We start from the raw sequence: 18,630 nt of genomic DNA on the forward strand, positions 1-18,630 counted from the left end.
GGACAGACCTCGGTGTGCAAGGGCAAGGAGCAGCGGCATGGGCAACAGCGCGAACCCCCGGATCGTCGTCGGCGTGGACGGATCGCCCGCCTCGGAGCAGGCGCTGCGCTGGGCGGTCGACTACGCGCGGCTGACCGGCGGCGCGGTCCACGCGATCGCGGCCTGGGAGTACCCGGCCTTCTACGGCTGGGCCGGGCTGACCGTGCCCCCGGCCGAGGGCTTCAACCCGGAGGAACTGGCCGGCCGGACGCTCTCCGAGACCGTCCGGGGCGTCGTCGGGGACGATCCGGGCGTCAAGATCACCGAGGCCGTGCTGCCCGGCAACGCCGCGCGGGCCCTGCTGGACGCCGCCGAGGGCGCCTCGCTGGTCGTGGTCGGCAGCCGGGGCCTCGGCGGGTTCTCCGGCGCGCTGCTCGGCTCCGTCAGCCGGCACCTCACCGAGCACGCGCCCTGCCCGGTCGTGGTCGTCCGGGACGTCAAGGAGCCGGCCGACGGGTGACGGCGGGGGCCTGGCGGCGGCGCCCGGTCCTCGGGCCCAGGGCCTGCGCCGGACCGCCGAGCGGGGGCAGGATGGAGACATGCCAGAAGGCGATTCCGTCCACCGCGTGGCGGTCCGACTGCACGAGGCCCTCGCCGGCCGACTGCTGACCACCGCCGACCTGCGGGTGCCCGCCCACGCCACCGCCCGCCTCGCCGGACGGCAGGTCCTGGAGGTCGCCCCGCGCGGAAAGCACCTGCTGACCCGCCTGGAAGGCGGCCTCACCCTCCACACCCATCTGCGGATGGACGGCCGCTGGGAGGTCTACCGCCCCGGCGAACGCTGGGCCGGCGGGCCCGCCTGGCAGATCCGGGCCGTCCTCGGCACCGAGCGGAGCACCGCCGTCGGCTACCGGCTGCCGGTCGTGGAACTGCTGCGCACCGCCGACGAGCAGCGCGTCGTCGGCCACCTCGGACCCGACCTGCTCGGTCCCGACTGGGATCCGGCCGAGGCGCTGCGCCGCTTGCTCGCCCACCCCGGCCGCCCGCTCGCCGAGGCCCTGCTCGACCAGCGCAACCTGGCCGGGATCGGCAACATCTACGCCAACGAGCTGTGCTTCCTCGCGGGCCTCACGCCGTGGGCCCCGGTCGGCGAACTGCCGCGCCCGGAACGGCTGGTGGACCGCGCCCGACAACTGCTCGACGCCAACCGGCTGCGCTCGGGGCACGTCACCACCGGTGACACCCGGCCCGGGCACCGGAACTGGGTCTACGGGCGCGCCGGGCGGCCCTGCCAGCGGTGCGGCACCCCGGTGCTGACGGCGGGCCACCTGGAGCCGCCGCGGGACCGGGTGGCGTACTGGTGTCCTTCCTGCCAACGCGGCCCGGCGCCCGAGGCCCGGCCGGTCAACGGCGCTCGACCAGGGCCGGGTGGCGCGGGTCGTCCACCCGGACGGTGAGATCGGCCGCCTCGGCGGGGGCGGTCTCGGCCTCGTAGCGGGCGAAGGCCGGCAGCGTCCACTGCTCCTCGGGCGGGGTACGGCGGGCCAGCGCGCCGGGGGTGAGGGCCAGGTGGACGGTCAGCTCCAGCGGCAGCCAGCGGCCGAGCAGCAGCGCGCCGTCCAGCAGCAGCACGCCGCCGGGCGGCAGCACCGCGTGCGGCACCCGGGTCGAGCGGTCCGTCGACGGGTCGCGCAGCGAGGGCAGGACGCTGCCGCTGCCGCCGGGCTCCAGCGGGTCGAGCACCTCGCGCAGCAGGGCGTTGTCGTCCAACCAGAGGTCGTGGAAGGCGTCCGCGTCCTGCCGGCCGTACTCCAGCCGGACCGAGGCGGGCCGCAGGAAGTCCCGTGCCGAGACCCGCAGGGCCGGTCGGCCGCGCAGCCGCAGCGGCTCCACCAGGGCGTCGGCGAGGAGGTCGGGCCGGGTGGCGGCGGCGCCGTCCACGGCGACCCGCAGCCACCGCCGCCCGGAATCGGGCAGGGCGGTGATGCGATCGGCGAGGAGTTCGGTCAGCCGTTCGGGCGAGATCGGGCGTACCTGCATCGGCCCATCCTGCCCCAGCTCGGGGCGGCCGGATCCGCCGGGCGGCCGCAGGGGGTGCTTGCACGGCCGCGTCGGACCGGGCGGGACTGTGCCAACACCCCTCAGGCTCTCGGGCGGTCAGGCGAGCGGGAGGGCGTGCAGGGTGTCGTCGTGGCCCGCGTAGAGGTGCGCGGAGTCGGCGGAGAGGGTCCAGACGTCGACACCGGGGCCGGAGTCGCGGAAGGTCCACAGCTCCGTGCCGCTGCCGGCGTCGAGGGCGCAGATCCCCGCGGCGGCGGGGCCGGGGACGTACAGGGCCGGCCCGGCCAGCAGCGGTCGGCTGCGGCGGTCCAGCCGGAACGGGACCCGGTGGGACCAGAGCCGCGCGCCGGTCGCCGCGTCGTGCGCGGTGATCAGGCCGTTGTCGCGCGGCACGTAGACCCGGGCGCCGTCGCTCACCGGCGGCAGGCAGCGCCACTCCTCGGACGGGCCGGGCAGCACCGACCAGCGCGGGGTGCCGTCGGCCGGGCGCAGCGCCCGCAGGCCGAACTGTCCGTCGGGGGCGTAGACGTGCTCCCGGTCGGCGGCCGCCCAGCGCAGGTTCTCGTCGGCCGAAACCGTCCACAGCCGGTGGCCGTCGGCGGCGTCCAGCAGGACCAGCCGGGTCGTGCCGTTCTCCGAGGCCCGGGCCGGGAGCAGGTCGGTGGAGGTGGCGAGCGGAACGTCCACGTCCTCGGCCGGACGGGACCAGCGCAGGCTCCGGTCCTCGATCCGCAGGGCGAACAGGGTGGCGTTGATCCGGTCGCTGTTGGTCGGCGCGGCCCAGCTGCGCCCGTACAGGGTCGTGCCGTCGCAGCCGAACAGGTCGACGGTGCCGTCCAACGGCTCGGGCAGCGGGAGGCTCCAGTCGGCGGCGGAGTCGCTCAGGTGGCGGCTGTCGAGGTGGCCGCGGGAGGAGGTGAACACCCGGTCGGCGCCGACCACCACCCGGGCGGCCGGCAGTTCCAGGTCACTGGGCCAGTCCTTGCCGGGCGCGGGGAAGGCAAGCGAGCGCAGCCGGGCGCCGGTGGCCGGATCGAGCACCTGCAGCCCGCCGCGGGAGAGGAAGACCGGCCGACCGGGCCGGTCGGTCAGCCGCTCGGGCGTCATCGCCTCGGGCCCCCGGTACGTCCAGAGCGGCTCCGGTCCGGCGAGCCGGGTCGGGGCCGGCCTGGGCGGCGCGGGCGTCGACCCGCCCCCGGCGGACCGGGTGAACGCCCAGACGGCGCCGCCCGCGGCCAGCGCCCCGGCCCCGGCCAGCAGCCGCCGCCGGCTCAGCCGGGGCCCGTCGGGCTCCCCGCCCCCGGAGACGACATCGCCGATCCCGGCGGCCCCGTCGCCCCCCTCGCCGTCCCACTGCCACCCGGTGCCCGGCTCCTCGGGCACCTGCTCTGCGGAACGCTCGGACGGTGCCGACTGCATGTTCGATCCCACTTCCCCCGGTGGCAGCCGGTGCGCTGCTCTGTCCGACGGAGGATATCCGAGCAGCTGGGGGCCGGTCCGTCAGCTGCCGGGGCCGTGCTCGGCGAGCTCGGCGAGGACGTCGGCGTGGCAGGGGAGCGGGGCGCACCAGCAGCCGAGGCGGTGGCCGCGCAGGGCCGGGACGAGGGCCAGCAGCTCCGGATGGGCGAGCAGGTGCGCGCGGTAGCGGACGAGCATCTGCGCGCGGGTGAGGTCCGGCCCCGGACGGAACGGGCAGTACAGCGGGGAGCCGGCCAGCCGCCAGCCGCCGCGGTGCATCGGGCGGCCGACGTAGACGACGTCCGCGAAGCCCTGATCGTCGCGATGACCCTTGAGATTGACCACGGTGGTGGGCTGCACGGTGTCCATGGTGGCGCAAACCGGGACGACTCGCCTTGACAGTCCCTTGACCCGGGCGTAGCAAGAGAGGATGCGCCAGGGTGTGCCGGCGGACCGGCTCGGTCCGCACCTGACCGGCGGGGCCCGGGCGGCGCGACCCGACGCGAACCGCCCCCGGGGGCACGATGCCGCCGCCAGGGCGGCACACGAGCGGGACGCGCTGCTCGCGACCGCCGTCCGAAAGTCGCTCGCCGTCACCGATGCGTACGGCGGGATGGTCTACCTGCGCTCGCGCGACCGGAAGTCACTGGTGCTCTGCACCATCGCGGGCGTGCCCCTGTCGATCATCAGCGCGTTCCGGCGGGTCGCCGCGGCCGGGCCGCTGCCCGCGGCGGTGAGCTACCGCAGCGGGCGGACGATCACGCTGGCGGACACCGAGGACACCATGCGGCGCTTCCCCCAGCTCGCCGTCGGCATGCCCTACGACTTCGCCTCCGCCTGCGTGCCGGTCAAGGCCGGCGAGGAGACCTACGGCGTGATCAGCGTGCTCTGGGCGGCCTCCGACGAAGGCGTACCGGACGGCGCGCGGCGCCACCTGCGGACGGTGGCCAACCGGCTCGGCGCAGGGCTGGCGGGCCTGGAGGAGGACGGCCACCTGGTCGAGCCGAACGGGGACACGGCCGTGGTGGAGCTGACCCCGCCGACCGAGCCCACCACCCGGGTCGGCCTGTTCGACTGGAACGTGGCCACCGGGGCGCTCTCCGCCGACGACCAGTTCTGCGAGATCTTCGGCCTCGACCCGGCCGAGTTCGACGGGCGGGCGGCCACCCTGACCACCCGGATCGCCCCCGGCGACCTGCCCGAGCTCCGGGCCGCCGCCCGCGCCGCCCTCAACGAGGGCCGGATGCTGGCCACCCGGGTCCGGGCGCTCGACCACCAGGGGCACCCGTACCCCGTCGAGCTGTGGGGCAGGGTCCCCGAGGGACCGAACGCGCGCACCCGGCTGGTCGGCGCCGTCCTCGACACCCGGACCGGCACCGCCGCCGCGGCCGCCGTCGAACGGCTGCGCGACGGCGTCTTCTCGCTCGACCCGGACGGCCGGATCACCTACGCCAACCGCAGCGTCGAGCTGCTGCTGCACGCCCGCCGCGAGGACCTGATCGGCCACCACCCCTGGGACGTGCTGCCCTGGCTCTCCGACCCGGTCTACGAGAACCGCTACCGCGCCGCGATGCTCTCCCAGCAGCCCACCGCCTTCCTCGCCGCCCGCCCGCCGGACGGCTGGCTCGCGTTCTCGCTCTACCCCGACGCGCACGGCGTCACCGGCCGGGTCGTCGCCGCCGAACCACCCGCCGGCGTGGTCGAGACACCGGCCGAACCCCCGCCCGGCGCCCGCACCAGCGTCGGTGCGATGTACCACCTGCTGCAGCTCGCCAGCGCGCTCAGCGAGGCCGTCACCGTCCGGGAGGTCTGCCGGGCCGTCGCCGACCAGATCCTGCCGGCCTTCGGCGGCCAGGAGCTCGCCATCTACGCCGTCCGCGACAAGCGCCTCCACCTGGTCTCCCAGACCGGCTACCCCGAGGGCTTCCTCGACCGCTTCGAGGGCACCCCGATCGGTGCCCGCGTCCCCGGCGCCGAGGCGCTCAGCACCGGCACGCCGATCTTCTTCGAGTCCGTCCACCAGCTCGCCGCCACCTACCCCGGCATCGCCCTGGACGAGATGCGCGCCTGGGCCTTCCTGCCGCTGATCGCCTCCGGCCACCCCGTCGGCAGCTGCATCATCGGCTTCGACGAGGCCCACCCGTTCACCCACGAGGAGCGCGGCCTGCTCACCGCCCTCGGAGGCTTCATCGCCCAGGCGCTGGAACGCGCCCGGCTCTACGACGCGGAGTTCGCACTCGCCCGCGGCCTCCAGCAGGCCCTGCTGCCGCACCGGCTGCCGCACCTGGACGGCATCCGGATCGCCGCCCGCTACCTGCCCGGCACCCAGGGCATGGAGATCGGCGGCGACTGGTACGACGCCATCATCACCGGCCGCCACCTCACCCTGGTGATCGGCGACGTCGAGGGCCACAGCGTGGGCGCCGCCGCCACCATGGGCCAGCTGCGCAGCGCGGTGCGCGCCTTCGCCGCCAGCGGGCACCGGCCGGACGAGGTGCTCGCCCGCACCAACCAGCTGCTGCTCGACCTCGACCCGGGACTGCTCGCCAGCTGCTGCCTGGTCCGGCTCACCCCCGCCGACGGCACCGCCCGGATCGCCCGCGCCGGGCACCTCCCACCGGTGCTGCGCCACCCCGACGGGCGCACCGAGGCGCTGTACGTGGCCGGCGGCCCGCTGCTCGGCGTCGACCACCGGGCCGACTACCCGGTCAGCGAGCTGCAGCTGGCCAAGGGCTCGGTGCTCGCCCTCTACACGGACGGGCTGGTGGAGGACCCGTCCGTGGACATCGACCTGGGCGTCGACCGGCTGTGCGCCGCTCTCGCCCACGGCATCGGGGCGGGCGACCCGGCCGACGAGGCGCTGGACCGGCTCGCCGAACGGCTGCTGCGCGAGGTCGGGTCCACCCACCGGGTGGACGACGTGGCGCTGCTGCTCACCGCCTTCGGGTGAGGGCTCGCCGCGTGCGCCTTGGCTGCCATCGGCCGGCTGCCGGCCGCTGTGACTTTCGTCGGGTCCGCGGCCGCTACTTTCGTCGGGGCCGGTCGCGACGAAGGGTGGAGGCGGGCGGAGGTGCGGGGCCGTTAACCTCGCCGGGTGGACGTGATGGCGAGGGCCTGGTCAAGGGCGGTACGGACGGCACTCCCCGGGCCGTGGCGGCCCTGGACGACCGTGCGCGAGGTCGGCGGCGCGCTGGTGCTGGGCGGGATCTCGACGCTGCTCGAGATCGCCGACGACTCCGGCCTCTGCTTCGCCGTCGGCCCCGTGGTCGCCGTGCTCTTCCTGCTCCGCCGAGGACTGCCCGCGACCGTGCTGGTGCTCGCGGCCGCCGCCGCGGGCTGGGCCGCCGGGCCGCTGGTGCTGCTGATCTGCGCGGGCTGGTCGGCCGGGGCCCGGGTGACCAGGGTCGGCGTGCTGCTCGGTGCGCTGACCGGCGGGTTCCTGCTGACGACGGCCACCGGGGTGCTCAAGGAGGCCGGCTCGGCGCCGGTCAAACTCCTGGCCGGGCTCTCGCTGGGCGCGTTCCTGGTGCTCGCCGTGCTGCCCGCGCTCGGCGGCCGCTACCGGGCCCAGCGCAGGGCGCTGCTGGACGCGCTGCGCGAACGCAACGAGCAGCTGCTGCGCGAGCGCACCATGGTCGCGCACCAGGCGCGGCTGCGTGAGCGGCACCGGATCGCCCAGGACATGCACGACAGCCTGGGCCACCAGCTCGCCCTGATCGCCGTCCACTCCGGCGCCCTGGAGGTCGACCGGACGCTGGGCGACCGGCAGCGGGAGGCGGTCGGGGTGCTGCGGCTGGCCGCCGTCACCGCGATGCGCGAGCTGCGCGAGGTCGTCGGGGTGCTGCACGACGAGTCGACCGGCCCGGCGGCCGCGCCGGGCGGGCCGGGAGCCGGTCCGGCCGCGGGCGGTGCCCGGACGGGCGGCGTGACCGAGATCGAGAAGCTGGTGGAGTCCTCGCGGTCGGCCGGCACGGAGGTCTCCTACGCGTTGGAGGGCGAGCACCGCCCGCTGGCCGCCGCCGTCGGCCACGCCGCCTACCGGATCGTCCAGGAGGCGCTCACCAACGCGCACAAGCACGCCCCCGGCGCACCGATCGGTGTCGCGCTGCGCTACGAACCGGACGCGCTGGTGGTGGAGGTCGCCAATCCGCGGGCGCCCGAGCCGGTGGGCGCCCGGGCGGGCGGCGCGGCGGCGGTCAGCGGCGGGCAGGGCCTGACCGGGCTACGCGAGCGGGCCCGGCTGGTCGGCGGAATGGTGCACGCCGGGCCGACCCCCGAGGAGGGGTTCCGGATCGCCGCGGTCCTGCCCTTCGAGGGCTCGGCGGACGGCACCTCCGGAGGCGCCGGGGGCACGGAGGCGGAGCCCTGGGAGATGGACGCCCTGCCGGCGACCGGCGGCCTGGACACCGGGAAGCGCCGCCGCAGCCCGGCGATCGGCTGTGCGATCGGCGGGCTGATCGTGCTGGTCACCACCGTCGGACTGCTGGTGTGGGGCGTGGTGTCCTTCGTCCGGGGCACCGAGGAGGCGACCGTGCCGAAGGCGGTGGCCGAGTCCGTCCGGGAGGGCGACCCCGAGGCGGAGGTGCAGCGCCGGCTCCCGGTCGGCAACGACTTCTTCACCAGGGACTTCGAGAAGAGCGGCCCGACGCCGCCGCCGGGCGCCACGTGCCGGCTGTTCCTCGCCGCCGAGTCGACCGACCACTGGGGCCGGGACGAGGTGGTCCGGTTCTGCTTCAAGGACGGTGTGCTGGTCGAGAAGAGACAGTTCCCGGCGGATTCCTGACCGGCGGGGATGTGAGGATGGTGCCCAGCAGCGCTGCCAGCAGCACCGTTCGAGGGGTGACCAGTAGTGATCCGAGTCCTCGTCGCCGACGACGAGCCGCTCATCCGGGCCGGGATCAGGATGATCCTGTCCTCCGCCGACGACATCGACGTGGTCGCCGAGGCCGCCGACGGCCGGGAGGCCCTGGAACTGGCCCGGTCCCACCGGGTGGACGTGGTGCTGTTGGACATCCAGATGCCCGTCATGGACGGGCTGACCGCGCTCGGTGAACTGCCCCGGGCCGCGCCCGGCGCGCGGGCGCTGATCCTGACCACCTTCGGGGAGCGGGACAACGTGCTGCGCGCCGTCACCGAGGGCGGCGCCGGGTTCCTGCTGAAGGACACCGCGCCCAACGAGCTGATCCAGGCCGTGCGGGCGGCCGCCACCGGGCACGCCTTCCTGTCGCCCGCCGCCACCCGGCACATCGTGGACAGTCTGGCGGGAGCCCGGACCGACCGGGCGGCCGCCCGCGGTACGGCGGCCCGGCGGCGGCTGGAGGTGCTGACCGGGCGCGAGCTGGAGGTGCTGGCGCTGCTGGGGGAGGGGCTGTCGAACGCGGATGCGGGGGCCCGGATCCATATGAGCGAGGCGACGGTGAAGACGTACGTGAGCCGGATCCTGGCCAAGCTGGGGTGCGACAACCGGGTGCAGGCGGCGCTGCTGGCCCGGGACGCGGGGTTGGACGCGGGGGCCTGAGGCCCCGGTCGGGGCCGGGGTGCCGAGGCTCGGTCGGGTGCGGCGCAGGGTCAGCGGGAGGCCGTCCGCAGGGCGAGGCGGGTGTTGGAGACGGCGACGCCCGCCTCGTGCTTGAGCCTGCGCAGCAGCTGGTCGAGCGCGGCGGCGTCGGTGGCGCGGGCGCGCAGCAGGTAGTCGTACTCCCCGGTGACGTGGGCGGCCTCGGTGATGCCGGGCAGCCGCAGCACCAGCGCCTCGAAGGCGTCGCTGTCCGTCTCGGGGCGCAGCCGGACGTCGATGAACACCGTCAGGCCGGGGCGGCCCGCCTCGGCGGCCGGGTCGACCAGGGTGGTGAAGCCCCGGATCACCCCGGTGCGGAGCAGCCGTCGGACCCGGTCGGCGGCGGCGTTGGCACTCAGGCCCACCCGGGCGCCGAGGTCGCGGTAGGAGATCCGCGCATCCGCCCGGAGTTCGCCGAGGATCTCTCTGTCGAGGTCGTCCATGCCGCGATTATCGCGGTGAGGACCGGAAGAGGGCCGGTGGTTTTCGGGCCGGTCGGCCACGGTGGCGGACATGGATTCTCTGGTCGGGGCGACGGCGTCGGGTGTGTTGGCGGGGTTGGGGGTGGCCGTGCCGCTGGGTGCGGTCGGGGTGCTGCTGTTGGAGGAGGGGCGGCGGGGGTGGCGGTCGGCGGTGAGCGCGGCGTCCGCCGTGGCGCTGGTCGACATGGTGTACGCGGGGCTGGCGACGGCGTTCGGGGCTCGGTTGGCACAGGCGCTGGAGGGGTGGGAGGCGTGGGCGCGGGCGGGTTCCGCGGTGGTGCTGGGGGTGGTGGCGGTCCGGGGGCTGGCGGGGCTGCGGCGGCCGGTGGTGTCGGTGCCGGCGTCCGCGGCTGTGGTGGACGGTGGGGGTGCGGGCGACAGGAGTGCCGGGCGCGCAGGTGGCGGGCGCGGGGGTGGCGGGCGCGGGGGTGGCGGTGGGCGTGCGGGGGAGGGCGGGGCCGCGGGGACCTTTCTGCGGTTCGCCGGGCTGACCCTGGTGAACCCGGCGACGGTGCTGTACTTCGCGGCCCTGGTCACGGGCGGTGGCGGGCCGGCCGGCTGGGCGGGCGGCGCGGCGTTCGTCCTCGGCGTCCTGGCGGCCTCGCTGACGTGGCAGCAACTGTTGGCGGCGGTGGGGGTGTCGGTGGGCGCACGGCTCTCGTCGCGGGCGCGCAGGCTGACCTACTGCGCCGGATACGGACTGGTCGTGTACTACGCCGTGCGGATGGCGTGGCCACGGTGAGTGACGACTGTGGTGAGTGCCACCCGGCGGCCGCGCGGAACCGGGAACTCCGGACCTGTCGGTGACGGTGGGTGTGGTGGTGGTCGCTGTGGGTGGATGGTGTGGGCGGCTTCACAGGTGGACAGATGTGAGCGCAAGCACGAAGAGGTGCTCTTTGATCATGTAAATGTGGTCAAAAGTGGTCATTCTGGACAGGATTTCTTGATCGATACCGCCGGTAACAGTCAACTGACCAGCGGCGTCCAAGAATTGCTTGAAGCCGCCGGGGAGGGCCCGTAGCTTCATTGGCGGTGCAACGAGCACCACCCGGGTTCACCCCCGACGCACAGCCCGCCGACTGACCCCCGGCGCGAGGGCCGTGCCCGCCGACGCGACCGGCTCGAACAGGCCGTTGGCGAGCGAGGGTGACCGGGGCGGCAGGCACGTCCGACACGTGCTCGGCCGCCCGTCGAGTGAGGTGAGCGCGAGGACCCTTCGAGGGTCTGGTTCCGCATGCCCGCCCGGGGCTTGTCGAGAGGACTTTCATGACTTTCCGTAACGAGACCGCCGCTGCCACCCCCTCCACCGTCACCAAGCGCAACCGCGTCCGGATGGCTGTGGTGGCGGGCGCCGCTGTCGCGGCCCTGCCGGTGGCCGGCCTCGTCACGGCCACCTCGGCCTCCGCTGCGTCCACCTCCACCTGGGACGCCGTCGCCCAGTGCGAGAGCGGTGGGAACTGGAGCATCAGCACCGGCAACGGCTTCTACGGCGGACTGCAGTTCACCCCGTCCACCTGGGCCGCGTACGGCGGGACCGCGTACGCGTCGCAGGCCAACCAGGCGACCAAGGCGCAACAGATCTCGGTCGCCGAGAAGGTCCTCGCCTCGCAGGGCCCCGGCGCCTGGCCGGTCTGCTCGCAGAAGGCGGGCCTGGCCAAGGGCGGCGCCCCGGCGGCCGTCGACGCCTCGGACGAGGGCTCGTCGGCCAAGGCCGCCGCGCCCAAGGCCCCGCAGCAGACCAGGACCGCGGCTCCGAAGGCGAAGGAGCAGAACTCGCAGCCGTCGAAGTCGCAGTCCGCGAAGTCGCAGGACGTCGCGAAGCCCTCCGCGAAGTCCGCCGCGAAGCCGTCCAAGCCCGCCGCCACCGGTACGAACACGGCCGGCGGCAGCTACACCGTCAAGAGCGGCGACACTCTGAGCGACATCGCGGCGAAGTTCGGTACCGACACCGCGAGCCTGCACGCCAAGAACGCCAAGCAGATCGGCGGCAACCCGGACCTCATCTTCCCGGGTCAGACCCTGAGCGTCTGACGCCAAGCCGGTTCCTGTGCCCGAGCGGCCACCCCTGTCCGGGGGTGGCCGCTCGGCGCGTCGGGGCGCCTGCCCGTCGGTGGCCGGCCGACGGTTGTTGAAGATTGAACGCGACGTCCGAATACCGCCGGACCGGGAAGCCGCGAAGGCCGAGGATCGAGTCATGCCCGAGAGCGCGACAGGCGCGACGGGAATGACGAACACGACGATCAGGACGGGGAGTTCTGCTATGGCGATCTCGACGATGGCGCGGCTCGACGGCAGGGTGGCGCTGGTGACCGGTGGCAGCCGGGGCATCGGGGAGGCGGTGGCGCTGCGGCTGGCCGAGGAGGGCGCCGATGTGGCGCTGACCTACCAGGGGAGCACGGAGCGGGCCGAGGCGGTTGCCGCCAAGATCACGGCGATGGGTCGGCGCGGCTGGGCGGTGCGGGCGGACAGCGCCGACCCGCAGGAGGTCCATGCCGTGGTGGAGGCGGTTGCCGAGCGGTTCGGGCGGCTCGACATCCTGGTGAACAACGCGGGCATCGGCGTGCTCGGCCCGATCGGGGAGCTCGGCCTGGAGGACGTGGACCGCGTGCTGGAGGTCAACGTCCGGGCGCCGTTCCTCTACGCGCAGGCGGCCTCCGGGCATCTGACCGAGGGCGGGCGGATCATCACCATCGGGAGCTGTGTCGCCACGCGCGTGGCCTTCCCGGGAGTCACGCTCTACGGGACCAGCAAGGCCGCGATGGTCGGGCTCACCAAGGCGCTGGCCCGCGAGCTGGGCCCGCGCGGGATCACCGCCAACGTGGTCAACCCCGGCCCGATCGACACCGACACCAACCCGGCGGACGGTCCGGGGGCGGACTTCCAGCGCAGCCTGACCGCCCTCGGCGACTTCGGCCGGGGTGCGGACGTCGCCGCCACCGTCGCCCACCTCGCGGGCGAGGACGGCCGCTACATCTCGGGGGCGGTGATAGCGGTGGACGGCGGGCTCGCGGCCTGACCCGGCGGCGGCCGGGGCTTGCGGGCGCGGGTGCTTCCGTCTACGGGTTCCCGGGCCGACCGCGGGTTCCCTGGCCGTTCGAGGGTGCTTCCGGAGGCACCCTCGGACGGCCCGGAGGTGACGCTCGGACCGGTCCGGCGGTGTTGCGCCGGGCCGGTCGTCGGCGGCCGTGCTTACGATCGGCCGGTCCGATGCCGTGCCCCGGAACCCGAGAGGTGCACCATGACCGCCGCAGAAGACCCGATCGAGCTGCTCGCCCGCGTGCTCGCCCAGACCGCCGGGCTGATCGACGGTACGGGCGTCGAGCTGGCCACCCACCCGACGCCCTGCCGGTCCTGGGACGTGGGCCGGCTGATCAGCCATCTGCTGTTCGACCTGAAGCAGTTCACCCTCCGGGCGACCGGCGGCAACCCCGACTGGACGCAGCCCTTCGAGGACGTGGAGGACGACTGGCTGCACCGCTTCGAGGCCGGCGCCGAGGAGCTGGTCGCCGCCTGGCGGGCGGCCGGGGACCTGAGCGGGGTGCTGGAGCTCCCCGGCGGCGGCACGCTGCCCGCCCGCTTCCCCGTGGACCAGCAGATCGCCGAATTCGCCGTCCACGGCTGGGACTTGGCGCGGTCCACCGGTCAGTCCACCGACGGGCTCGACCACGAGGCGGCGCTCACTTCGCTCGCCTGGGGCCGCGGTGCGCTCAGCCCCGAGTACCGGGGGGCGGAGGCGGAGAACCACGCCTTCGGCCCGGAGGTGTCCGTCCCGGAGGGCGCCTCGCCCTATGACCGGTTGGCGGCCTTCTTCGGCCGCGACCCGGCGTGGCACTGACCGCCCGACTGGCCGCCGGTGGTACTTGGCCGTCACGTCCCCTGGAAGGCCAGGGGAAGCACCTTTCTCAGGCGCCGCTTCAGCGCCTCCGGGTGCGGTGGGCGTACACGGGCGGGGCCGTCGCCGATCGGGACGCCGGTGTTGGCGAGAAGGTGCAGCATCCGTAGCGTACGCATGGCGTTGGAGGTGTGCGCGGCCACGGTGGGAGCGCCGCACCGACCGGCGGCGAAGTCCGTCTCGATGGCCTGTCGTCGGTCTTGGTCACCGTCTCACCCTCGGGGGAGGGCCCTCGGCAAGGTGACCGATTAGTGAATGCCGGGCCTTGCTGTCAGCGGAGAACCAGGGCGCCCGGTAGCCGATTGCGACAGTGGGCGCACTGATGGCGTGCCTGCTTATCGTCATAAGAGCTGTCCTGGCCTGCTGGGTAGCGTTGAACATTCGGGCTACCTATGAAATCCTGATGTTGTCAAATCGGATCTAGATGACACGAATCGACGACAGGGTGCAACGGTGAGTGATGGGGTGCCATCCATGCGGTTTGGAGGCCCTCGATGGCAAGCGAACTGTCCAATTATCTCTATCCTGCATTATGGGTTTCCCTGGCCGCGATCGGCCTGGGCATCTTTCTCAAGGCAGCCTTAACCGAGTTCGGCAAGACCGTGGGCGCGAAGATTCCTGCTGCGAGCGCGCGTATGGTCTCTCGCGTCAGGCCGATGGGCGGGCGAAAGCTGCGTCGATATCGGAGACTGGTGCTCGACAAGTACTCGAAGCACAGACTCGGGTTCAGCGAGGGCAGCGAGGGGCAGCCCATCAATATTCGCGAGGTTTACGTTCCCCTGCGCGGGTCGAGCGCCGGCCGCCAGGGAGATGCCTATGAGCTGATATCGCTCCAGCGGCGGTCCGTTCTTCTCGGGGAGCCTGGCGCCGGGAAGTCGCTTCTGCTGAAGAACGCCATGGTGCACTGGGCTCAGGAGGAGAACGACGAGCAGATCCCGGTCATGGTGGATCTCCACCGATGTAATCAGGAAACGGACAAGAGCTTTGAGCAGCTCATTGTCGGGGATTTTGAAACTGCGCGAGTGAGGCACGCCGGCGACCTGGTTGACCAGAGGTTGCTCAAGGGGCGGATTCGGGTCTTCTTCGACGGCCTGGACGAAGTCGGCGACGCAGAGCAGGGACGCGTCGTGCGGACTCTGCAGGACTTCTCGGCCAAGTACAGCGACTGCCAAATCATCGTGACCTGTCGCAACGCCGCCTATCGGGACCAGCTCGACGAGTCCTTCGATCAGGTGGTGCGGCTCGCCGAATTCGACGATGCATCCGTGATCCGATTCCTGCGGAAGTGGCCTGATATCGGCGCACCGGTGGATGCCGCGCGGATCTTCAAGTCCTTGCAGTCCGATCCGGAACTCATGGGGCTCGCCCGCAGCCCGCTAATGCTGACCATGATTGCCTACCTGCAGTCTGGTGACCGACCCGACAATGTTGGCCCGTTGCCGAATTCCAGGGCGGCGTTCTACGAAACCGCGGTATTTCACTTGCTGGACCGGGACCGCCGACTGGGGCGAGAGGCGCCCGGGCAGTACACGGCGCAGCGGAAATTTATGGTGTTGCAGGTAACCGCCCGAACCTGGATGGAAACCGCGGCGCGAGACGGTGATTGGCAAGCGATTCCGAGAGAGGAGCTGGAAGACGTAATCAGGGGACTGCTGCCAGGCTTCGACCTCACTCCAGAGCATGCGCGGCCGTTGCTCGACAAGATCGTGAGACGCAGTGAGCTGATCAAGCCGTTGGACCAGGCCGGCCGTTTCTACACTTTCAGTCATCTCACCCTGATGGATTACTTTGCCGCCTCCGCACTGTTCAAATCGCCAGATAGGCTCATGGCCAACTACCGGTCTGCTCCTGATGTCTGGCGGGAGACGGTGAGGATGTGGTGTGCAGTAACCATCATGGACTGTACGCCCGTCGTTCGCGAGGTATTCACCGGCCCGGAGCTCCGGGAGAAAGTCCTTGCCCTGCAATGCCTCGGCGATGCGACCCATGTCACAGAAGGCCTGGCCGAGGAAATTCTGGCCTACTTCTTCGATCGTCTCGGGGGCGCCGACGGCGACGGGAGTGCCGTGGCAGAAGGTTTGGGGGCGCTCGCAGCCAGCAGTCGGCAGCGGGGGAGCCGGGTACGTGACCGCCTGATCCGGACCGTGGCCGAGGCATCAGCCCCGCAACGGCTGGCCATCTTGGCTGCACTCGCCGCTTCCGGACGCCAGGAGGCTGCGGAGGCTATGGCGCAGTGCGCACAGAATCCCGCCGACATCGAGGCCCGGGACGCCCTTCAGTCGATGGGTGAGATCGCTGTGCCCGTGCTAGCCGAAGCCGCGCATGGCGGCGCGGTCTGGGCGGTGCACTCGCTCGGTGTCGTCGGCACACCAGCAGCGGCTGAGCAACTGGCCGGGCTGTTGTGGAGCGATCACGGGTCAACGGCCCGTCATGCCGCCTGGCTCTTGGCTTCGCTGCTGACCTGCCCAGACGTGGAGGAAGACCTCCGTCAACTTGCCAGCCCCACCAGAGCCTCCTCAACCGAGACCTATCCCGCAATCTGGTACCCGTTCACCAACGGGGAACCGGCTAATTCCCCCCTGCCAACAGTCGCAGCCCGGATCGGATACCAACTCGACGCCGGTCACATCACCCACCCTGACCTCCCCGACTGGGGCTTCACCGAGATTCCGGACTGTATTAGGCAACTGGACTTTCGGATAGGTATTCCGGTGGCCGCCATAGGGATCGCAACTGGCTGGCCACGCGGCTCCCTCGAGTTCGACGAGTGGGACAATCTGAACGAACTCACCCGCCAAGCCGCGGACCAAATCCTGCCGCGACACCAGCGTTATGCGACTGCTGCCGCGCTCCCCAGTCTGTCCAGGCCTATTTACGCCCCGGAACTGCTGCACACGGAACAGGCCGCCTTGCCGGAGAGTGCCGATGCGCTCGCGCCACTGCGGGACGGGCTCCTAACGGTTCTGATGGTGCCGCAGGTCTACCGGCGCATCATCGAGCTGCTGCCGTGGCCGGTGCAGGCCCACCTCCTGGCGGCCCTCACCATCCGGGGGCACGCCGACCTCTGGCAGCCTCCGGACCGGCCGGTCAACTGGGACACCTGGAAGGCCGTACGGGACAACCCTCCAGCACCGCGATTGCTGGAGCACCTCACCCGGGGATTCTCCCTGGTAGTTCTGGCCGGTGCGGTGGGGTTGGGTGGGGCGCGATTGGTGGCGAGCGCCCTTGACAGTCACCCGTGGGGTCTCGATGTGCTGCGTCCGTGGGCTCTGGGTCTGTCCGCGGCTGCCTTCGCCCTGCTGCTGGCCATCCTCCTGATCGTCGCAGTGATACCTTCATCCTGGGGGAAGGTGGAGGACAGGCTGGCAGGTATTTTCGCAGGGCTATTCTTTGGCCTGGGCGGGTTTCTGCTGACAATAGCCGTGATGACCCTGATCCAGCTGATCGGTTGGCTACCGATGGTGGCTCTGGGTTTCGTCCTGGCTTGTGGAATCTTCGTGCCGGCTGTCATCGCCCGCCGCCGGCATCGCGCGCGGTCGAACCCCCTACGTGGGTGTCTCGAAGCGGGGGAGATGCTTCGGGCCTCGGGCCTGAGAAGCTAACACAATTCCTGGACTCGCCTGTAGGTGACCACGAAGCAGGCGAGTTTCTGGAAGGGCTCGTGGATGTCTTCGCGGACCTCCCGGCGGAGCCGCAGCCGTCGGAAGCCGTGGATCCAGGCGTTGGTGCGCTCGACCGATGTATGGAGCCGCATTGGCCGCGCTTGACCGTCCGTCCGCGGGAGCCCGCGCTCCGCACCAAGGCGAATCAGGCGAGCCTTGTCCTACCGGTCGGGGCTCCAGTGGAACTCGATCTCGGGGAAGCGGGGGGAGGGGCTGTTCAGCAGGGGGGCCGGGCGGCCGCGCAGGACGTGGTCGAAGTAGCCGCGGGTGTAGGCGCGGGTCAGCTCGGTGGCCCGGGTCGGGGTGATCGTGCCGAGCAGGGCGGCGTAGGCGTCGGCCGGGATGTGCCCGGCCAGGTTGCCGGGGGCCGCGGTGTGCGGGAGGTCGGTGAAGCTGAGGTGGCCGGCGTCGCGCATCCTCAACTGCCGTCCCCAGGCGTTCTGGTGCTCGCGCCAGTGCTGCCAGGTGTCGTGGTCGGGGAGTGCGGTGAGCAGCAGGAAGGGCCGGTCCAGGCCGAGTTCGGGTACCGGTGAGCCGAACAGGCCGCCGTTCAGGTCGAGTCCGGCCGCGAACCGGTCGTCCTGGCGGACGGCCTCGGCGGCGGCCGCGCCGCCCATCGAGTGGCCCAGGACGCCGATCCGCCGGGGGTCGGCGGTGGGCAGGCCGGAGTGCGCGTCGGTCCGGTTTTCGGTCAACTCCGTTGCCACGAAGCGGAGATCGCCGACCCTGGCGGTGATCTCCTTGCGGTCGGCGGCGTCCCAGTCCGCCGGGTCGTCGAGCAGCGCACTGCGTACCAGGCGGCCGTCGGGGAACTCCACGGCGGTCGCGTCGTAGGTGTGGTCGATCGCCGCGACCAGGTAGCCGTGGGCGGCCAGCTCCTCGGCGAGCGCGGTGCAGTTGCTGCGGCCGCCCTTGCGGCCGTGCCCCATCAGTAGGAGCGGTAGGGCGCCGGGTGCGGCGGGCGCGCCGGTGCGGGCGGTCGGGCGGACGGCGGCGATCGTGCCCGGGTCCAGCGGCAGGGTGGTGTCGATGGCGGCGGCCACCCGCGGGGTGGTGTAGGGCGCGCGGGCGCGGCCGGCGGTGCCGAGGGCCGGGTACCAGAGCTGGACCATGAGCTCGCGTGGGCCGGGTATGGGGGCGAACGGGTCCTGGCGGGCGCGGTCGACCAGATGCAGCGAGACCGTGCCGACCGGGCGCCGGAGGGTGGGCGGCGGTAGGTCGATCACGCGCGGCCGGGCGGGGGCGGCCGCGGCGGTGGCCCAGGCGGGTGCGCCGGGCAGGGTGAGCGCGGCGCCGCCCAGCCCCGCGAGTGCCAGCAGTGACCGGCGTGTGATCATCGTCATCCACCCCTGGGATCAGCCGTCCTGACGGAGTATCACCTTAGGTGGACTGGACCAATATGGCCAGGACGGGTCCCGGTTGCCCGGGTCCGGATCGGACGGCCGGCCTGCTGCTGCCCCCCGGTGGCGGTGCAGGGCCGGAGGCCATCCTGTGGACGCGGCCGACGGCGGTGCGGCGCCGCCGCTACCATCGGCGCTC

At 72.8% G+C, this 18,630-nt stretch carries 16 protein-coding genes; 10 read left to right on the top strand and 6 right to left on the bottom strand.

Features of this window, described 5'->3' with window-relative positions; genetic code table 11:
• Positions 1-37: 37 nt before the first annotated feature.
• Positions 38-499: a universal stress protein gene (locus ACGFZP_RS30100; RefSeq protein WP_392939072.1), complete on the top strand. Its 462-nt coding sequence runs from the start codon at positions 38-40 to the stop codon at positions 497-499.
• Positions 500-578: 79 nt separating this feature from the next.
• Positions 579-1,436, top strand: coding sequence for a DNA-formamidopyrimidine glycosylase family protein (locus ACGFZP_RS30105; protein WP_392939073.1), 858 nt, complete (start codon positions 579-581; stop codon positions 1,434-1,436).
• On the opposite strand, the gene ACGFZP_RS30110 is transcribed toward ACGFZP_RS30105, so the two are convergent.
• From ACGFZP_RS30110 to ACGFZP_RS30120, 3 genes are all read right to left on the bottom strand, one after another.
• Positions 1,384-2,019, bottom strand: a complete 636-nt coding sequence (locus ACGFZP_RS30110) for a uridine kinase (protein ID WP_392939074.1) — start codon at positions 2,017-2,019, stop codon at positions 1,384-1,386. The two genes, ACGFZP_RS30105 and ACGFZP_RS30110, sit on opposite strands and share 53 nt — an antisense overlap.
• A gap of 117 nt (positions 2,020-2,136) precedes the next feature.
• On the bottom strand, positions 2,137-3,459 hold the full coding sequence (locus ACGFZP_RS30115) for a PQQ-binding-like beta-propeller repeat protein (protein ID WP_392939076.1): 1,323 nt from the start codon (positions 3,457-3,459) through the stop codon (positions 2,137-2,139).
• Positions 3,460-3,540: 81 nt separating this feature from the next.
• A complete protein-coding gene (locus ACGFZP_RS30120; protein WP_392939077.1) occupies positions 3,541-3,867 on the bottom strand; it encodes a DUF4326 domain-containing protein in 327 nt (108 codons plus the stop codon).
• 61 nt (positions 3,868-3,928) lie between these two features.
• Here ACGFZP_RS30120 and ACGFZP_RS30125 point away from each other — a divergent pair, with 61 nt between their 5' ends.
• From ACGFZP_RS30125 to ACGFZP_RS30135, 3 genes are all read left to right on the top strand, one after another.
• Positions 3,929-6,448: a SpoIIE family protein phosphatase gene (locus ACGFZP_RS30125; protein WP_392939078.1), complete on the top strand. Its 2,520-nt coding sequence runs from the start codon at positions 3,929-3,931 to the stop codon at positions 6,446-6,448.
• 153 nt (positions 6,449-6,601) lie between these two features.
• Positions 6,602-8,281, top strand: a complete 1,680-nt coding sequence (locus ACGFZP_RS30130; RefSeq protein WP_392939354.1) for a sensor histidine kinase — start codon at positions 6,602-6,604, stop codon at positions 8,279-8,281.
• A gap of 66 nt (positions 8,282-8,347) precedes the next feature.
• Positions 8,348-9,016 (top strand): response regulator, encoded by a 669-nt coding sequence (locus ACGFZP_RS30135; RefSeq protein WP_392939079.1) that lies wholly within the window; start codon positions 8,348-8,350, stop codon positions 9,014-9,016.
• Between the two features lie 50 nt (positions 9,017-9,066).
• Here ACGFZP_RS30135 and ACGFZP_RS30140 read toward each other — a convergent pair whose 3' ends face one another.
• Entirely contained in the window at positions 9,067-9,498 is a 432-nt protein-coding gene (locus tag ACGFZP_RS30140) for an Lrp/AsnC family transcriptional regulator (protein WP_392939080.1), read from the bottom strand.
• A 70-nt stretch (positions 9,499-9,568) separates the two neighbouring features.
• Between ACGFZP_RS30140 and ACGFZP_RS30145 the strand changes: the two genes are divergently transcribed.
• Positions 9,569-10,279 carry a LysE family transporter gene (locus ACGFZP_RS30145; protein WP_392939083.1) on the top strand — a complete coding sequence of 237 codons (711 nt, stop codon included), beginning with the start codon at positions 9,569-9,571 and terminating at the stop codon, positions 10,277-10,279.
• Between the two features lie 111 nt (positions 10,280-10,390).
• Here the strand turns inward: ACGFZP_RS30145 and ACGFZP_RS30150 are convergent, their stop codons facing one another.
• Positions 10,391-10,585, bottom strand: coding sequence for a hypothetical protein (locus ACGFZP_RS30150; RefSeq protein ID WP_392939084.1), 195 nt, complete (start codon positions 10,583-10,585; stop codon positions 10,391-10,393).
• 218 nt (positions 10,586-10,803) lie between these two features.
• Between ACGFZP_RS30150 and ACGFZP_RS30155 the strand changes: the two genes are divergently transcribed.
• From ACGFZP_RS30155 to ACGFZP_RS30170, 4 genes are all read left to right on the top strand, one after another.
• Positions 10,804-11,568, top strand: a complete 765-nt coding sequence (locus ACGFZP_RS30155) for a transglycosylase family protein (protein WP_392939086.1) — start codon at positions 10,804-10,806, stop codon at positions 11,566-11,568.
• Between the two features lie 229 nt (positions 11,569-11,797).
• Complete coding sequence (locus ACGFZP_RS30160) at positions 11,798-12,553, top strand: SDR family NAD(P)-dependent oxidoreductase (RefSeq protein ID WP_392939087.1); 756 nt, start codon at positions 11,798-11,800, stop codon at positions 12,551-12,553.
• A 222-nt stretch (positions 12,554-12,775) separates the two neighbouring features.
• Positions 12,776-13,372, top strand: a complete 597-nt coding sequence (locus tag ACGFZP_RS30165) for a TIGR03086 family metal-binding protein (RefSeq protein WP_392939089.1) — start codon at positions 12,776-12,778, stop codon at positions 13,370-13,372.
• Between the two features lie 551 nt (positions 13,373-13,923).
• Entirely contained in the window at positions 13,924-17,031 is a 3,108-nt protein-coding gene (locus tag ACGFZP_RS30170) for an NACHT domain-containing protein (RefSeq protein ID WP_392939091.1), read from the top strand.
• Between the two features lie 221 nt (positions 17,032-17,252).
• Here ACGFZP_RS30170 and ACGFZP_RS30175 read toward each other — a convergent pair whose 3' ends face one another.
• Positions 17,253-18,434 (bottom strand): alpha/beta hydrolase family protein, encoded by a 1,182-nt coding sequence (locus tag ACGFZP_RS30175; protein WP_392939092.1) that lies wholly within the window; start codon positions 18,432-18,434, stop codon positions 17,253-17,255.
• Positions 18,435-18,630: the final 196 nt, after the last annotated feature.

Origin of the sequence: Kitasatospora sp. NPDC048239 (genome assembly GCF_043202015.1) — a bacterium.
GTDB lineage: Bacteria > Actinomycetota > Actinomycetes > Streptomycetales > Streptomycetaceae > Kitasatospora.

Bases quoted from the DNA above. Each gene is read 5' to 3' on its own strand.
- ACGFZP_RS30140 (WP_392939080.1), bottom strand. From the start codon at position 9,498: ATGGACGACCTCGACAGAGAGATCCTCGGCGAACTCCGGGCGGATGCG.
- ACGFZP_RS30110 (WP_392939074.1), bottom strand. From the start codon at position 2,019: ATGCAGGTACGCCCGATCTCGCCCGAACGGCTGACCGAACTCCTCGCC.
- ACGFZP_RS30170 (WP_392939091.1), top strand. From the start codon at position 13,924: ATGGCAAGCGAACTGTCCAATTATCTCTATCCTGCATTATGGGTTTCC.
- ACGFZP_RS30130 (WP_392939354.1), top strand. From the start codon at position 6,602: ATGGCGAGGGCCTGGTCAAGGGCGGTACGGACGGCACTCCCCGGGCCG.
- ACGFZP_RS30125 (WP_392939078.1), top strand. From the start codon at position 3,929: ATGCGCCAGGGTGTGCCGGCGGACCGGCTCGGTCCGCACCTGACCGGC.
- ACGFZP_RS30115 (WP_392939076.1), bottom strand. From the start codon at position 3,459: ATGCAGTCGGCACCGTCCGAGCGTTCCGCAGAGCAGGTGCCCGAGGAG.
- ACGFZP_RS30165 (WP_392939089.1), top strand. From the start codon at position 12,776: ATGACCGCCGCAGAAGACCCGATCGAGCTGCTCGCCCGCGTGCTCGCC.
- ACGFZP_RS30105 (WP_392939073.1), top strand. From the start codon at position 579: ATGCCAGAAGGCGATTCCGTCCACCGCGTGGCGGTCCGACTGCACGAG.
- ACGFZP_RS30100 (WP_392939072.1), top strand. From the start codon at position 38: ATGGGCAACAGCGCGAACCCCCGGATCGTCGTCGGCGTGGACGGATCG.
- ACGFZP_RS30160 (WP_392939087.1), top strand. From the start codon at position 11,798: ATGGCGATCTCGACGATGGCGCGGCTCGACGGCAGGGTGGCGCTGGTG.
- ACGFZP_RS30120 (WP_392939077.1), bottom strand. From the start codon at position 3,867: ATGGACACCGTGCAGCCCACCACCGTGGTCAATCTCAAGGGTCATCGC.
- ACGFZP_RS30155 (WP_392939086.1), top strand. From the start codon at position 10,804: ATGACTTTCCGTAACGAGACCGCCGCTGCCACCCCCTCCACCGTCACC.
- ACGFZP_RS30145 (WP_392939083.1), top strand. From the start codon at position 9,569: ATGGATTCTCTGGTCGGGGCGACGGCGTCGGGTGTGTTGGCGGGGTTG.
- ACGFZP_RS30175 (WP_392939092.1), bottom strand. From the start codon at position 18,434: ATGACGATGATCACACGCCGGTCACTGCTGGCACTCGCGGGGCTGGGC.